This is a genomic window from Tenacibaculum sp. TB-56, from assembly GCF_059716275.2.
Window position 1 is genome coordinate 97341 of record NZ_CM201367.1, and the last position, 16714, is coordinate 114054.

At 32.3% G+C, this 16714-nt stretch carries 19 protein-coding genes; 13 read left to right on the forward strand and 6 right to left on the reverse strand.

Annotated features, from left to right (window positions below; translation table 11 throughout):
• Positions 1-16: 16 nt before the first annotated feature.
• Positions 17-1261 (reverse strand): ornithine--oxo-acid transaminase, encoded by a 1245-nt coding sequence (rocD, locus tag AC3VI6_RS00455; RefSeq protein WP_497704764.1) that lies wholly within the window; start codon positions 1259-1261, stop codon positions 17-19.
• A gap of 250 nt (positions 1262-1511) precedes the next feature.
• Between rocD and AC3VI6_RS00460 the strand changes: the two genes are divergently transcribed.
• The 11 genes from AC3VI6_RS00460 to AC3VI6_RS00510 all read left to right on the forward strand — a co-directional run bounded on the left by AC3VI6_RS00460 (position 1512) and on the right by AC3VI6_RS00510 (position 9929).
• Positions 1512-1988: a lipocalin family protein gene (locus AC3VI6_RS00460; protein WP_497704765.1), complete on the forward strand. Its 477-nt coding sequence runs from the start codon at positions 1512-1514 to the stop codon at positions 1986-1988.
• A 15-nt stretch (positions 1989-2003) separates the two neighbouring features.
• Entirely contained in the window at positions 2004-2699 is a 696-nt protein-coding gene (locus tag AC3VI6_RS00465) for a YiaD family glycine zipper/OmpA-like lipoprotein (RefSeq protein ID WP_435255085.1), read from the forward strand.
• A 111-nt stretch (positions 2700-2810) separates the two neighbouring features.
• Positions 2811-4262: a 23S rRNA (uracil(1939)-C(5))-methyltransferase RlmD gene (rlmD, locus tag AC3VI6_RS00470; protein ID WP_497704766.1), complete on the forward strand. Its 1452-nt coding sequence runs from the start codon at positions 2811-2813 to the stop codon at positions 4260-4262.
• Between the two features lie 6 nt (positions 4263-4268).
• On the forward strand, positions 4269-4745 hold the full coding sequence (locus tag AC3VI6_RS00475) for a DUF6452 family protein (protein ID WP_435255087.1): 477 nt from the start codon (positions 4269-4271) through the stop codon (positions 4743-4745).
• Positions 4726-5451, forward strand: a complete 726-nt coding sequence (locus tag AC3VI6_RS00480) for a DUF6048 family protein (protein ID WP_497704767.1) — start codon at positions 4726-4728, stop codon at positions 5449-5451. The genes AC3VI6_RS00475 and AC3VI6_RS00480 overlap by 20 nt, the downstream gene beginning before the upstream one ends.
• Positions 5452-5511: 60 nt before the next feature.
• Complete coding sequence (locus AC3VI6_RS00485; RefSeq protein WP_497704768.1) at positions 5512-6459, forward strand: isopenicillin N synthase family dioxygenase; 948 nt, start codon at positions 5512-5514, stop codon at positions 6457-6459.
• A gap of 5 nt (positions 6460-6464) precedes the next feature.
• Positions 6465-6788 (forward strand): translation initiation factor, encoded by a 324-nt coding sequence (locus AC3VI6_RS00490; protein ID WP_274634323.1) that lies wholly within the window; start codon positions 6465-6467, stop codon positions 6786-6788.
• Positions 6789-6937: 149 nt separating this feature from the next.
• Complete coding sequence (locus tag AC3VI6_RS00495; protein WP_497704769.1) at positions 6938-7882, forward strand: DUF1835 domain-containing protein; 945 nt, start codon at positions 6938-6940, stop codon at positions 7880-7882.
• Positions 7883-8752, forward strand: a complete 870-nt coding sequence (locus AC3VI6_RS00500; protein WP_497704770.1) for a nucleoside phosphorylase — start codon at positions 7883-7885, stop codon at positions 8750-8752.
• The gene (locus AC3VI6_RS00505) at positions 8753-9613 is read left to right on the forward strand and encodes a substrate-binding domain-containing protein (protein WP_497704771.1); all 861 of its coding nucleotides are present in this window, start codon (positions 8753-8755) and stop codon (positions 9611-9613) included.
• 145 nt (positions 9614-9758) lie between these two features.
• Positions 9759-9929: a hypothetical protein gene (locus AC3VI6_RS00510; protein WP_299002999.1), complete on the forward strand. Its 171-nt coding sequence runs from the start codon at positions 9759-9761 to the stop codon at positions 9927-9929.
• A gap of 57 nt (positions 9930-9986) precedes the next feature.
• Here the strand turns inward: AC3VI6_RS00510 and AC3VI6_RS00515 are convergent, their stop codons facing one another.
• On the reverse strand, positions 9987-10628 hold the full coding sequence (locus AC3VI6_RS00515) for a protein-L-isoaspartate(D-aspartate) O-methyltransferase (protein ID WP_497704772.1): 642 nt from the start codon (positions 10626-10628) through the stop codon (positions 9987-9989).
• Positions 10629-10897: 269 nt separating this feature from the next.
• Here AC3VI6_RS00515 and AC3VI6_RS00520 point away from each other — a divergent pair, with 269 nt between their 5' ends.
• Positions 10898-11857 (forward strand): Gfo/Idh/MocA family protein, encoded by a 960-nt coding sequence (locus AC3VI6_RS00520; protein WP_497704773.1) that lies wholly within the window; start codon positions 10898-10900, stop codon positions 11855-11857.
• 151 nt (positions 11858-12008) lie between these two features.
• Positions 12009-12896: a 3-hydroxybutyryl-CoA dehydrogenase gene (locus AC3VI6_RS00525; RefSeq protein ID WP_274634331.1), complete on the forward strand. Its 888-nt coding sequence runs from the start codon at positions 12009-12011 to the stop codon at positions 12894-12896.
• A gap of 122 nt (positions 12897-13018) precedes the next feature.
• Here AC3VI6_RS00525 and AC3VI6_RS00530 read toward each other — a convergent pair whose 3' ends face one another.
• The 4 genes from AC3VI6_RS00530 to AC3VI6_RS00545 form a co-directional block, all read right to left on the reverse strand.
• On the reverse strand, positions 13019-13465 hold the full coding sequence (locus tag AC3VI6_RS00530) for a YybH family protein (protein WP_497704774.1): 447 nt from the start codon (positions 13463-13465) through the stop codon (positions 13019-13021).
• Position 13466: 1 nt separating this feature from the next.
• Positions 13467-14420 carry an AAA family ATPase gene (locus AC3VI6_RS00535; protein WP_497704775.1) on the reverse strand — a complete coding sequence of 318 codons (954 nt, stop codon included), beginning with the start codon at positions 14418-14420 and terminating at the stop codon, positions 13467-13469.
• 100 nt (positions 14421-14520) lie between these two features.
• Positions 14521-15894, reverse strand: coding sequence for a peptidylprolyl isomerase (locus AC3VI6_RS00540; protein WP_497704776.1), 1374 nt, complete (start codon positions 15892-15894; stop codon positions 14521-14523).
• Complete coding sequence (locus AC3VI6_RS00545; protein WP_435255099.1) at positions 15857-16714, reverse strand: hypothetical protein; 858 nt, start codon at positions 16712-16714, stop codon at positions 15857-15859. Before AC3VI6_RS00545 ends, AC3VI6_RS00540 begins: the two co-directional genes overlap by 38 nt.

Here is a 16714-nt window from a genome sequence, read left to right on the forward strand (position 1 = left end):
TATTCATTTTTTGAGTTTACTTTTTAAACTCAGAAATTGTGTTTTTAATTATTGAGATACAATCTCTTAATTGCTCTTCGTTCATTACTAATGGCGGTGCAAAACGGATAATGTTTCCATGTGTTGGTTTTGCTAACAATCCGTTATCACGTAATTTCATACAAATATCCCAAGCAGTTGAGCTATCTTCTGTATCGTTAATTACAACAGCATTTAACAATCCTTTACCACGAACTAAAGTTACTAAATCGTTTTCTTTAGCAAATTCAGCTAACTCTTCTCTAAAGATTTTACCTAAGCGTTCAGCATTCTCAGCTAATTTTTCATCTTTAACTACCTCTAAAGCTGCAATTGCTACTGCTGCTGCTACTGGATTTCCTCCAAAAGTAGAACCATGGTTACCAGGTCTGATAACATTCATAATGCTATCGTTTGCTAACACTGCTGATACTGGATACGCTCCTCCACTTAATGCTTTTCCTAAAATTAAAATATCTGGTTGTACATTTTCGTGGTTTACTGCTAATAATTTTCCTGTACGTGCTATTCCTGTTTGTACTTCATCAGCAATAAATAATACATTGTGCTTTTCACATAAAGCTTTAGCAGCTGCTAAATATCCTTCAGAAGACACATATACTCCAGCTTCCCCTTGAATAGGTTCAGCCATAAAACCAGCAATATTATCGTTATTTTCTAACGCTTCTTCTAAAGCTTGTAAGTTATCGTACTCAATTTTGATAAATCCGTCAGTAAACGGACCAAAGTTCTTACGAGCTACAGGATCGTTTGAAAAAGAAATAATTGTAGTTGTTCTTCCGTGGAAGTTATTTTTACATACAATTATTTGTGCCTCATTTTCATTGATTCCTTTTACTTCGTATGCCCATTTTCTACAGATCTTTAGAGCAGTTTCAACAGCTTCAGCACCAGTATTCATTGGTAACAACTTGTCAAATCCGAAGTATTCAGTTGCAAATTTTTCATATTTACCTAACATATCGTTATAAAATGCACGAGAAGTTAGGGTTAAAGTTTGCGCTTGATTTACCATTGCTCCTACAATCTTAGGATGACAATGTCCTTGATTTACTGCAGAGTAAGCTGATAAAAAATCGTAGTATTTTTTTCCTTCAACATCCCACACATACACTCCTTCTCCTTTACTTAATACTACAGGTAATGGGTGATAGTTATGCGCTCCGTATTTGTTTTCTAAGTCGATCGCTTGTTGCGAAGTTAATTGGTCTAAAACAGCCATTTTTCTTAATTTTTTTTTAAATTTATAAAATAACCATTCCTTATCTACCTTTATCCTTTCGAAAAAGAAGTTTCGAAAATTCAGCGTGGGAAAGAAATCATCCCTAACTACAAAATTATCAAATTTAAGTGACTTTATTCAGGTTTAGTGTGTCTAAAAAACTAAACAGTTTAACTTTTTTGTAATAAACAATAAAAAACAAAGTTAAATAGTTTTTTTATCTTTAAGGAAATTAACTAAATATCATTTTATGAAAAGAATCATTTTTTTATTACTGCTTTCTGCAGCTGTAATTGGATGTAAATCAACATCTGTAACCAACACAAAACTAGACAACAAAACCGAGCGAATGCTAAAAGGTAACTGGATGATTACTTCGGTTAACTTTCCAGGATCAGAATACTTAAAAATAAACTCGTTTAATTTAGAAGATTCTAGCTGTTTTATTGGTAGTAACTGGAGTTTTGTTTCAAACAATAACAAAGGAGAAATGAGCTTAAACAATCCTAGTACCGATTGTAAAGATTTTAACTCTCCAATTACTTGGTATGTAAATAAAGATGGAAACTTTGTATTAAAAATCATCAATAATCACAAAGCTAAAGACGTTAATGCCGGATACATTTTAGGCTTACGAAACGTTACTGAAACTAGTTTTGATTTAATTGACAAAGTTAACGTTGCAGGACAAGTAAAAGACATTACATATTCATTTCAAAGACAATAATTAATAAAAAGCATTATGAAAAAATCAATCATTTATAGTTTATCAATTTTATTCTTAGCAGGTAGTATTTTCACTTCTTGTAAATCAGTTCAAAATGCTAACAACACTCAAAAAGGAGCTGTTATTGGTACTACGGCTGGAGCTGTAATAGGTGCTGTGATAGGTAACAATGTAGGTAGCGGAAACAACTCTGAACTTGGTGCCATTTTAGGTGGTGTTGTTGGTGGAGTTGCTGGTGGTGTAATCGGTAACCAAATGGACAAACAAGCTCGTGAAATTGAAGAAGCTTTACCTGGTGCAGAAGTAGAAAGAGTTGGTGAAGGTATTAAACTTACACTAGGAGAAAATGCGGTGCGTTTCGATACTAACAAAGCTAGTTTAACTTCAACAGCTAAAGCGAATTTAGATAAATTAGTTCCTGTTTTTAAAGATTATCAAAATACAGATATTGTAATTTACGGATATACAGATAGCACTGGTGCTGTTGAGTACAACCAAACACTTTCTGAAAAAAGAGCTAATTCGGTGAAAAATTATTTAGCTAGCAAAGGATTAAACAACAGCCGTTTTGAAACGAAAGGTTTAGGTGTTAACGACCCTATCGCTACTAACGAAACTGCTGAAGGTAGAAGTAAAAACAGACGTGTTGAATTTGCCATCGTTGCTAACGAACAAATGATTCAAGAAGCTAAAAAAGAAGCAGGTCAATAATCAAAATCCACGCAAAAACAATCTAAAAAGGCTACTCTAAATGAGTAGTCTTTTTTTTATCATCAAACCATATCTTTTCCTAATTTTGCATACCATAAATTTTAGTAGAAAATGCCAAGAAGAGAGCGAAATAAGTTTGTAAAAAGAGGACAAATCATTGAGATTTTAATTGAAGATTATGCCTTCGGCGGAAAAGGAATTGGAAGAATACGTTCTGAGGAAGGTGTTTTCGTGGTTTTTGTGCCAAATACATTACCAGGACAATTGGTAAAAGCACGTGTAGAAAAATCTAAAAAGAAATATGCAGAATGTAAATTAATTGATGTTTTACAACACTCAAAAGATGAAGTTGAAGTTCCGTATCAAGACATCCCTGGAGCTCCATATATTCAATTACCTATCGAATTACAACATCAATACAAACAAGAAAGTACGTTGTCTTTATTCAAACGTATTGGTAAAGTTGAAAACATAGAAGATTTGTTTGATGAATTTATTTCTTCTCCTAATGTATTCCACTACCGAAATAAAATGGAATATGGATTCTCTGCCATTGGTTACGATCGTGAAAACAAAACCGACATTGATGAGTTTACCCTAGGATTCAAACGTCGTGGTGTTTGGTGGATGGGAGATAATTTAGAGAAAGACTCAGGGTTGTTTGACAAACAAGTAGAAGATAACATCAAAAACATTAGAGAATACTGTAAAAAAACTGGTTTAGCACCTTGGCACGGACCTAAAAAAGAAGGTTTTTTCAGGTATTTTGTAGTGAGAAAATCATACAAAACTAATGAATTATTATTCAATTTGGTTACCACTTCAAACGGTTTATCAAAATTTGATTTGCAAGATTTTGCTAACTATTTGGTTGAATTATTTGGAGAGAGAGTAGCTGGTTTATTGCATACTATCAACGATGAAACTGGCGATAGAACTATTGCAACTTCTGGAAGTATCACATTGGTATACGGAAAAGATAAAATTGTAGAAGAATTACTAGGCTTAAACTTTGAAATTAGCATGAAAAGCTTCTTTCAAACCAATCCTAAATCAGCCGAAAAACTATATGCCAAAGTAGTTGATTACGCGTTAGAAAACAAAGAAGCTGTAGACAACACAGTTGTAATGGATTTATTCTGTGGTACAGGAACCATCGGGCAAATTATCGCTTCAAAAGCAAATAACACTAAAATTGTTGGGGTAGATATTGTTGCTTCAGCAATTGAAGATGCTAAGAAAAATGCTGAACGAAATAACATTGAAGGATTACAATTTTATGCTGCTGATGTAGGAAAGTTCTTAAACGAACATCCACAATATAAAAACAAAATCAGAACCATTATTTTAGATCCAGCTCGTGCAGGAATTGCTCCTAAAACGCTTAAGAAAATCATAAACTTAAATGCAGATAGAATGGTTTATGTATCTTGTAACCCAGCAACGCAAGCTCGTGATACGGAAGAGTTAATGAATAACGGATATCAATTAAAAAAGATTAGTTTAGTAGATCAGTTTCCACATACATCACACATAGAAACGGTTGTTTTATTTGAAAAATAAAAATTAATGAAAAAATACATTGCTCTATTCTTACTTATAGCAGGTTTAACAGCTTGTGAAAAAGATGATTTTTGTACGCAAAATCCTGTGACTCCTAATTTAGTACTTCGCTTTTACGATATGGACAACACAAATGATTTAAAGAAATTTGAACGTCTTTCTATCATTGCCGAAGGAAAAACAGACAGCCTTTTCACAAACAACACCAATGACAGTATTGCTATCCCTTTAGATGCTACATCTCAAAAAACAGTTTATACCTTAAAAATGAATGATGTAGATGGTAATACTGCCAATAATCAAACCGCTACACTAACTATTGAGTACAATCCTGAAGATGATTTTGTATCTCGCTCGTGTGGTTTTAGAGTTATTTATAAAAATGCTACTTTAGATCATACAGGTTGGATAGACAGTTTATCTACCAAAGAAATTCCTTTAATCGACAATCAAGCTAGAGCTCATGTACAAGTATTTCATTAGTTTATGTTTCGCTTTTGTGTTTATAAACGGTTATTCGCAACAAAACACAACTGAAGAAAAATCCGAAGAAAAAAAAGATACCATTACTTATAAAACAGGATATGGTTTACGTCTTGGAATTGATGTTAGTAAACCCGCACTTGCTATTGTTGATAAAAGTTATAGTGGTTTTGAACTTGTAGGTGATTATCGCCTCTCAAAAAAATGGTATGTTGCTGCGGAAATAGGACATGAAGATGAAACTACTTTTGAAGATTTTTTATCGTCTTCTGCCAAAGGAAACTACATTAAAATTGGAGCTAATTACAACGCTTATGAAAATTGGCTTGATATGAACAACGAAATTTTCGTTGGTATGCGTTACGGTTTTGCTATGTTTGATCATTCACTAAATAGTTACAAACCTAATGTTTCTTCAGGAACAGAAAACCTTCCTCCTTACTTTCCTTCCAACCCTGTAGAAACTCCTATTAAAGAATCTGGTTTAACTGCTCATTGGACTGAATTACAACTAGGTATAAAAGCAGAAACTTTTAAAAATCTATTCATAGGTTTTAGTTTTTCGTATAAAATTATGTTAAGTGTAGACGATCAAAAAAACTTTAAAACCTTGTACACTCCTGGTTTTAACCGTGTTTTTGAAAGTAATACTGGTTTCGGATTCAACTATACAATTTCCTACTTAATCCCTTTTGTTAATAAATAAATTATCAGCATACGCTTGATTTCACTAACTTTACCGCCTGAATAATAAAACTTATTAACAATGAATAAAATTCCAAGCGTAAACTTAGCCGATTTTTTATCGGACGATGCTGAAAGAAAACAAAAATTCATCAATGAAATTGGTGACGCTTACGAGAATATAGGATTTGTAGCATTAAAAGGACACTTTTTAGACGATCAATTAGTAGATAACTTATATGCTGAAATCAAGAAGTTTTTTGATTTACCTACTGAAGTAAAAGAAAAATATGAAATTCCAGGTATTGGAGGTCAAAGAGGATATGTTTCTTTTGGTAAAGAAAGTGCAAAAGGAAAGAAAGAAGGAGATTTAAAAGAATTTTGGCACTTTGGTCAGTATGTTGATGCTGATTCAAAATACGCAAAAGAATATCCAGAAAATGTAGAGGTTGAAGAGTTGCCTGAATTTAACAAAGTAGGTAAAGAAGCTTACCAAATGTTAGAAAAAACAGCTAAATATGTTTTACGCTCATTAGCCTTACATTTAGGTTTAGAGGAAACTTACTTTGATAACTATATCAAAAACGGAAACAGTATTTTACGTCCAATCCACTACCCTCCTATTACTACAGAACCTAAAGGGGCTGTAAGGGCTGCTGCTCATGGTGATATCAACTTAATCACCTTATTAATGGGAGCTCAAGGAAAAGGATTACAAGTTCAAAACCATAAAGGAGAATGGATAGACGCTATAGCTGAACCAGATGAATTAATGATTAATGTTGGTGATATGTTATCACGTCACAGTAACAACAAATTAAAATCTACCATTCACCAAGTAACAAACCCTCCTAAAGAATTATGGGGAACTTCTCGTTACTCAATTCCATTTTTTATGCACCCAGTTTCAGACATGAAATTAGATGTTTTAGAAAATTGTATTGATGAAAACAACCCAAAACAGTTTGAAGATATTACTGCTGGTGAGTTTTTAGATGAACGTTTACGTGAATTAGGATTGAAAAAATAAATCTAATGGATTTACAAGATCAATTAAAAAACCTTTTTCCAGATCATCAATTTGAAGAAAAACCTATTGAAGAAAAACCTGATATCTGGCTTCAAGATGATCCTATTTTATGCAAATATGAAAAGCGAAAAGGGAAACCAGTTACAATTATAGACGGATATAACGGAGCTACCGAAGATTTCAAGAAATTAGCAAAAGAAATTAAAACCAAACTAAGTGTTGGTGGTAGTTTTAAAGATGACCAAATCATCATTCAAGGCGATTATAGAGATACTATAATGCAGCTATTAAAAGATAAAGGATTCAACGTAAAACGCGTTGGTGGATAAACAAAAAAATGTCAGGAATTTGATTCCTCGACATTTTTTTTATATTTACAACTTTTTGTAAAATGTTAAAAATCAACCAATAAATAATAACGTATAAAATAATGCGTTTATTTTATACAATAAAGAAATCAATTAATTCCCCAAAAATTATGAAACATTCTTTATTACACATAACTAATGGAGACCACACCACTCAAAGACTTCAAAAATTAACTATTGAAGGCGATATTATTACTTGGCGTGAAATGTTATGTGAAGGAAAAACTTCTGTCGATGTTGGAAGTGAAAACTTTTGGAAAATCCGCTTCGACTTTTTAAAAGATTCCTATAAAATTACTAAAAAGAAATTCATCGATTACACTTTAAAAGAATACAGAAATCTTTGTAATCAAAAACAACAAGATGAAATTGTTTTATGGTTTGAATATGATTTGTTTTGTCAAATAAACATGGTTGCTGTAATTAGTTGGTTAAAACGTTATCGTTCTGGCCACAAAATATCTCTAGTTACAAGCGGTAAAATTCAGGGAGAAGAAAAATTATTCGGCTTAGGAGAATTATCTGAAACACAATTACATCAGCATTTTGAAAACAGAATAGAGCTAACGAACGACGATATTGAATATGCTGATTATATATGGCAACTATATTGTTCTGACAGTCCACTTCCTCTTGAAAATGCTCATAAATTCAATCCAAAATCACCTTTTGTTTACTTAGAAAGTGCCATTAAAGCGCACTTACTTCGTTTTCCTTCAATTGAAAACGGATTAAATCACTTAGAAAACAACATATTAAAAATAGCTAACGAACATAATTTTGCAAATCAAAACGAATTAGTTGGCTATATGTTAACGCATCAAGAAAATTATGGATTTGGCGACAGTCAATATTTTCATAAGCTAGATGAATTAAAAAAACTATTTACTTCTTTTGACCCTGTTAAATTAAGCAAGACAGGAAAAAAGGTATTGCAAAACCAAACCAATTATTATGCTAAAATTCGTTCTGATTTTTCGTATCTTGGTGGCGCAAAAAAGTACAGCTATCTCTATGTAAACTCTACTGATAAGCTGTTAAAAATTACATCATAAATGAGTATACAACATTCTGAGCTCATCTTAAATCCAGATGGTAGTATCTATCATTTGAATTTAAGACCTGAACATATTGCTACCGATATCATTTTCGTTGGTGATCAATATCGTGTGGATAAGGTTACGAAACATTTTGACACTATAGAATTCAGTACCCAAAAAAGAGAATTTAAAACTACGACCGGTACCTATAAAGGAAAACGAATTTCTGTTATTTCTACAGGTATAGGACCTGATAATATTGATATTGTTTTAAACGAGTTAGACGCTCTTGTAAACATCGATTTAAATACACGTAAAGTAAAAGAAAACCATACCCAGTTAAACATTACAAGAATTGGAACTTCTGGTTCTTTACAGAGTGATATTCCTGTTGATAGTTTTTTATTAAGTTCTCATGGGTTAGATTTAAACGGACTACTTCAATCTTATCAAGTAGATGAAATTTCACACCCTGAACTTGAAGAAGCTTTTATAAAACATACGGGATGGAGTGAGAAAAAATCATATCCTTTAATTGTTTCTAACGGAAAACCTTTAGAAGACAAGTTATTATCTGATAAAGTTTATAAAGGAATTACAGCTACCGCTGGTGGTTTTTACGGTCCTCAAGGTCGCGTGTTACGTTTGCCTTTACAAGACGCTGAGTTAAACCACAAAATTGATAGTTTTAACTATAATAACAACCGAATCACCAATCTAGAAATGGAAACTTCTGCCATTTACGGATTAGCCAAATTATTAGGTCACAATGCAGCCTCGATGAATGCTATTATTGCTAATAGAGCTAATGGAACGTTTAGTGAAGATCCGTATAAAGTAGTGAATGATTTGATTATATATACCCTAGATAAATTAGTTGAATAAATGCTGAATTTAAAAATAGGTGGTGTACCAGAACACTTTAATTATCCATGGTACATTACGTTGAAAAATAAAGAATACACCAAAGAAGGAATCAACTTACGCTGGAAAGATTATCCTGGAGGCACGGGAGCTATGGCAAAAGCTTTACGCTCTGGTGAGGTTGACATTGCTTTGGTGCTTACTGAAGGAATTATTAAAGATATTATTAATGGTAATCCTTCAAAAATTACACAAACCTTTGTAAAAAGTCCACTTGTTTGGGGAATTCACGTAGCTGCGAACTCTAAATTTAAAACAATTGACGATTTAGAACACGCAACTGTAGCTATTAGTCGATTTGGCTCTGGTTCTCAACTTATGGCTATTGTAAATGCACATAATAATGGTTGGGATGTTAGTAAACTAAAATTTAAAGTAGTTGGTGATTTACAAGGAGGAATTGACGCTTTAACAAATGGTGACGCTGATTATTTTATGTGGGAGCATTTTACTACAAAGCCTTTAGTAGATAACGGTACTTTTAGACGTGTTGGCGACTGCCCTACACCTTGGCCTTGTTTTGTGATTGCTGTTCGTGATGAAATTTTAGAAAATCACTTCGAAGAAGTAAAAAAAGTACACGACATTATTAATAGTTGTACAAAAGACTTTAAAGATTTTGACAACATCGATGAAGTTCTTGCTAACAGATATGAACAACAGTTAGAAGATATCCAAGAATGGTTATCTATTACTGAATGGAACGATGGAAAACCTATTAATGAAGATTTAATTTCTACTATACAAAATAAAATGGTAGAGTTTAACGTTATTGAAAAGAAGGAAAATTCTGGTGACTTAATCAGAAATATGTATATTTGATTTTCAGAAAACAAAAAACAATCAAGCTACCCTGTTTAAAATAGTCATTATACATTCAATAAATTGACTATTTTCAATAGTAAAGCTTACATAAAGTACCTAGTTTAATTGAGGTACAACTATTAAAAACGATAAAAACAAACACATGAAAAAAGTAGTATTTATTGCAATTTGTACTGTTAGTTTATTAGGTTTTTCTTCTTGCGGAAGTACTAGTCCTTGTGGTTTAGCCAAAACTGATCAAACTCAACAAAAACAACATCAACAACAAGAGGTAGTGGTTGCCGATGCAACTGAAGTAGCGATTGCTGAATAAGTTGATGTTTCTTTATTCAAATTCAATAAATCCGCTTTTTTAGGCGGATTTTTTTGTTTAATTCTTCTCTTTCAGCATTGGTACAAACCTAAAATCGCCTAGCTCATGCTTTTCAAATTCTTTGGGTGATTTTCTTATAAACAAGGTCATTACTTGTTCTTTGTCTCCAACTGGAATTAATAAGCTACCCCCTACTTTAATTTGCGCCAATAACGGTTTAGGAACGTACGGAGCCCCAGCAGTTACAATAATTTTATCAAAAGGAGCTTCTTCTGGTAGCCCTTTATAACCGTCTCCAAAAATAAAACGCTTTGGCCTGTACCCTAATTTTGGTAAAAACATAGAAGTTTTCTTAAACAATTCGTGCTGACGCTCAATTGAATACACTTCTGCTCCCAACTCTAATAAAACTGCTGTTTGATATCCAGATCCTGTACCTATTTCCAATACTTTTTCACCAGGTTGTATCTCTAAAACTTCCGACTGAAAAGCTACCGTATAAGGTTGAGAAATCGTTTGTTCTGCAGCAATAGGAAAAGCTTTGTCTTGGTACGCATGTGCTTCAAAACTACTATCCATAAACAAATGTCTTGGTATTTTACGAACTGCTTCTAATACTTTAGTATCAGTAATTCCTTTTGCAGTTAAAACGTTTGCTAATTGATTTCTAAGTCCTTGGTGTTTGGTTGTGTCTTTCATTTATATTCCCTCCTAATACAAACAGTATTCTATATAAATATAGGATATTTATTTTATTGTAACTATAGCCAACTTTCATGTAAGAGTTTGGCTAATCATAAAATTTCGAGAGGCTAAAAGTAGTAATAAATATGTATAAAAGTGTATCTTTGTTAGCGTTGTTTAAAACGGTAAGGCTGTTTATTTAGGTAAACATTTATCAATCATTCGAATAAAGAAAGCTTTCTTCCTACAAACAACAATACTTTTCAATAACTAAACAGATAAGAATGTTAAAAGCTGGAGTTTTAGGCGCAGGTCATTTAGGAAAAATCCATTTGCGTTTGTTACAACAATCAGAAAAATACGAGTTAGTAGGGTTTTATGATCCTTTTACTGAAAATGCACAAAAAGTAGCCGATGAATTTGGTTATAAACTATTCAATTCTGTAGAAGAATTAATAGATGCTGTAGAAGTGGTAGACATTGTTACCCCTACACTTTCTCACTTTGATTGTGCTAAACAAGCCATTGAAAAAGGAAGACATATTTTTATTGAAAAACCAATTACCAATACCGTACTAGAAGCAGAAGCTATTAGAACCCTTGCAAGTCAACACCATGTTCGTGGACAAGTAGGACATGTAGAGCGTTTTAACCCTGCTTTTACTGCTGTAAAAGATATGATAGACACGCCAATGTTTATTGAAACACATCGTTTGGCAGAGTTTAACCCACGAGGAACGGATGTACCTGTTGTGTTAGATTTAATGATTCATGACATTGATATTATTTTATCGGTAGTAAACTCAAAAGTAAAAAGTATTCATGCTAGTGGTGTATCAGTAATTTCTGAAACTCCTGATATTGCCAATGCTCGTATTGAGTTTGAAAACGGATGTGTTGCGAATTTAACAGCAAGTAGAATTTCGATGAAAAACATGCGTAAGAGCCGTTTTTTCCAAAGAGATGCTTATATCTCGGTAGATTTCTTAGAGAAAAAGTCGGAAGTTGTTAGAATGAAAGATGTACCAGAAAAACCTGATGAGTTTGCTATGATTTTACAAAATGCTGAAGGAGTTAAAAAGCAAATTTATTACGATAATCCTGAAGTAATTGCTAACAATGCCATTTTAGATGAGTTAGAATCATTTGCTGATGCAATTCATAACGACACTACACCTATCGTTTCCTTACGTCAAGGTACTGAAGCTTTACGAGTAGCACATCAAATTATAGACTGTTTTTAACATAAAGTAACAAGAAACAACCGCGTTAGGGATTGCAGTGAAAATCCTTTTTTGTTTTTCGGTATGAATCGAAGAATAACAAAAAAGATTGTAGCGGAAAGCCCGCCCCAGAGGGGAACGCCCATAATAAATACCATAAAACACAACAAACATGAAAAATATCGCCGTAATTGGAGCAGGAACAATGGGGAACGGAATTGCGCATACGTTTGCTCAATTTGGATACAATGTTCAACTTATCGACATTTCGCAAGCTGCCTTAGATAGAGGTATAGCAACCATTACTAAAAACTTAGACAGAATGGTAGCGAAAGAAAAAATTACTGAAGACGATAAAAATAATACCTTAAACAATATTACTACCTTCACTTCTATTAAAGATGGTGTACAAAACACTAGTTTAGTTGTTGAGGCAGCTACTGAAAATGTAGATTTAAAATTAAAAATCTTTAAAGATTTAGATGAAGTTTGCGACGAAGAAACCATTTTAGCAACTAACACCTCATCAATTTCAATTACTCAGATTGCTGCGGCTACAAATCGCCCTGAAAAAGTAATTGGAATGCACTTTATGAATCCTGTGCCAATTATGAAACTGGTTGAAATTATTAGAGGATACAATACTTCTGATGAAGTAATGAATTTTACGGTTGATTTAACTAAGAAAATCAATAAAGTTCCTGTTGAAGTAAATGATTATCCTGGTTTTGTTGCCAACCGTATTTTAATGCCAATGATTAACGAAAGTATTGAAACTTTATACAATGGTGTTGCTGGTGTTGCTGAAATTGATACCGTAATGAAATTAGGAATGGCGCACCCAATGGGACCATTACAATTAGCCGATTTTATTGGGTTAGATGTTTGTTTATCTATCTTAAACGTAATGTACGACGGATTTAAAAACCCTAAGTATGCTCCATGTCCGTTATTAGTAAACATGGTAATGGCAGGTAAATTAGGTGTAAAATCTGGTGAAGGTTTTTATGACTATTCTGAAAGTAGAAAAGCAGAGAAAGTAGCGAAAATGTTTTCGTAAACTTTAGCTTATAACCATAAAAAAAGGGGAGTTTTCAATTGAGAACTCCCCTTTTTTTTATGGTTATTTATGTGATATTTCTCACATTCGTTCGAAATGACCTAATAATACATTACTTTAAATTAACACGAAGTATCCGCGATGATTTTCCATTCGCCTTGTATCTTCTTAAAGATAATCATAAAAACACCGTCAGCATCTCCTACAGGTCTTTTTAAGTGATACTTCCCCATAACTGAATAGGCTCCTTCAGTAATTTTAGAAATATCATTAATCTTAAAAGTTAACGTTCCCGAATGTTCTTTTGTTGGATACCATTTTTTATAGTTATCTAAAGTTTTTTGCCAACCAAAAGTAACTCCGTTTCTTCCATAGAATTTTAATGAATCACTTTTCCAGTATCCTTGCATAAAGCCTTCTAAATCGTGTTTGGACCAAGCTTCTTCCTGAGCTTTCATCACCGATAAAATCTCTTGCTTTTCAGTTTCTTCTGAAACGGTTTTGGCTACTTCTTGCTTACATGAAGTAAATAATACCACTAAAAAAACGATACTTAAAAACTTTTTCATTTTAAAATAGAGAATTTATAATTTCTTTGATAGTAATTCCTTCAGCCTCTGCTTTATAATTCTTTACTATTCTGTGTGATAAAATAGGAATTGCTACTGCTTGCACATCTTCAATATCTGGAGAATACTTTCCGTTAACCGCAGCATGTGCTTTCGCTGCTAAAATTAAATTTTGTGAAGCTCTTGAACCAGCTCCCCAATCAATATACTTTTTGATTAATTCTGTTGCTTTATCAGAATTAGGGCGTGTTTTACCTACCAATTTAACAGCATACTCTACTACATTATCAGCTACAGGAATTTTACGAATCAATTTTTGGACTTCAATAATTTCTTCTGAAGAAAAAATAGCATTTACTGTTTGTTCAGCTATTGACGTCGTATTTTTTACCACTTGCACCTCTTCTTCAAAACTTGGGTATTCTAAGTTGATTGAAAACATAAAACGGTCTAACTGTGCTTCTGGTAACGGGTATGTTCCTTCTTGTTCTATCGGGTTTTGTGTCGCTAACACAAAAAATGGCAAATCTAATTTATAGTGATGTCCCGCCACAGTTACCGACTTCTCTTGCATGGCTTCTAGTAAAGCTGCCTGTGTTTTTGGTGGTGTACGGTTAATTTCATCCGCTAGAATGATATTTGAGAAAATAGGCCCTTTTATAAATTTAAAATGACGTGTTTCATCTAGTATTTCACTTCCTAAAATATCAGAAGGCATTAAATCTGGCGTAAACTGAATTCTACTAAAATTTAATCCTAATGCGTTTGAAATTGTATTTACCAACAAGGTTTTTGCTAATCCAGGAACACCTATTAATAACGAGTGACCTCCACAAAAAATCGAAAGCAACGTATAATTTACAGCTTCTTGCTGTCCTATTATAACTTTTCCTATTTCATGCTGTAGTTGGCTGTATTTTTCTACCAGTGTGTTTACTGCTGTTACGTCAGACATAAATGAAAGTTTTTCTTTATTCAATAAAATTAATTACAAACTTTTATAAAATGAAATTCCCGCTTTCGCGGGAATGACAATATACTAAATTTATTACTTCTTATTTATTTTCTTTCTTCCAATCTTTCTTGAAAGTACAATCTTTATAATCGTTTCCTAACTTTAAATACGTTTCTTGTATTTTTTGCTTTGTCCATTTAGCTATTTCTTCTTCTTTCTTTTTAGCTAAAGCAAACTGTTGCATTCTTACATAATCTTGAACTAAATCAGCCGTATGGTTATCTGTTTTATCTTTCATTAAGATTACCCCGTACATTTTCTCTCCTTCACGCGTTTCATCATAATAAATATCTGATAAATCTCCTTTGTTTAACTCACTAATTCTTGGATATAATTCTGGAGGCATTCTTGTTAATTCAAAAGAAGGTTCTTGTGTGTATGGGTTTACAATTAAACCTCCACTATTTTTAGTTTCTTCATCTTCTGAATATTTTGCTACAGCTTCCTCAAATGTAATTTTACCTTCTTTTATCTCAGCTACTATTTTTTCAATTTCCTCTTTAGTTTCTTTTAATTTTTCATCAGAAATTTGAGGTTGCATTAAAATATGAGATACTTCTCTTTGATTACCTTTTACTTTATTTAATTGAAGAATATGGTATCCGAATGCTGATTTAATAGGCTCTGAAATTTGATTTACATCTAACGAAAAAGCAGTTTCTTTAAACTCTTTGATAAACGGACTATCTTTAGTTATCACATATTTTCCTCCGTTTTGAGCTACTGCTGGATCTTCTGAGTTAATAATCGCTTTTAATTTAAAACTTGCTCCCTCTTCAATCTCCTTTTTAATTTCTTTAAGCTTGTTTATAACACGATCTACTTCTTCTTGAGTTGGTTCAGCTTTTAAGATTAATTGATTTAATACTACTTCTGCAGGAATTTCAGGAAGTTCTCCTTTCTCTTCTAAACCTTTAAAATATACTCTGATTTCTTCTGGAGTAACATCAATATCCTCTGTTATCTTTTGTTGCTCTTTTTCTATTAGTAAGTTTTCTTTTTGAACTCTAGCTAATTCTTTCTTTAAATCTTGGATATCGTTAAAACCATATGCTTCAACTACTTTTTCTTCACTTCCGTATTCTTGCGTGAAAAAAGCAATACTTCGGTCTACTCTTCCATCTATTTCAGATTGAGACACTACTACACTATCAATTACAGCATGGTGTGCTAATAATTTTTGTTGCATTAACTCTTCAAGCATTTCACAGTCAGAAATCTTTACTTTTCCTTCACTTCGTAACTCTACTTCTTGCTTAAATTTATCAATATCAGAATCTAAAACAATGTTTTTACCTACCACAACGGCTACTCCGTCTATTTTTTCTTGTGCGTTTAACGTTGTTAAACCTGCTAAAAACAAGGCAAAAGCTATACTAGTATTCTTTAAAGTTTTTGTTTTGGATTGCATCATTTATTAGTGTTTTTTCAATATCTCGTATTAATTCTAATTTTCTTTTATGTAAAATAATTTGCTTAATTCTAGGGCTAACATAGCTTAAAGGAGCAGTTGCATTTTTAGGCAATATATTTTTTACAGCGACCAAATATACTCCTAAAGTATCTTCTTTTTGTATGAATTTTGATATTTTTAACAAGTTTTCCTTTGATTCGTTACGAAAAGGAGGTATTTTTTTCTTTAAATAATCAAAAGTTACCCAAGTTGAATCTTGTAAACGATATGATTTAAAGTTCAACAAGTGTCTTTCTAAATCTACTTTATCTTCTTCTTTTTCTGATTTAAACTGTGCTATGGTTTCCTTTTTATCTAAAAATTTTTTACCAAAGTTTATATACTCAAATTGCAGTAACTCTTCATTTGTTTTAAAGTTTTCTTTGTTCTCTTCATAGTATGAAGCTATTTCTTCTTCACCTACAACAGTGTCTAATTGCTGCTTTATTAATCGTTCTTTGTAGCCGTTTATATATAAACTTTTTTTGTAATCGTTTACTAAGCCTTCAATCTGCTCGCTATTTACTTCTGATATATTTTCTTCAGCTTTTATGTACAACAATTCTTGTTTAGCCCATGAATTGATAATCCCTTTAACAAGCACTAAACTATCTTTTTTAGAAAGATTTTTAGGTAATAACCCTTTAATATCATTCTTATATAAATGTTTGTTATAAACTGTGGCTATAGGTTTATCTTCTCTTGTTTTTTCTTTCTTTAAACTAACAAGATCACATGAAACTATACTTATTAACACTATTAGAAAAATATATTTCTTCAC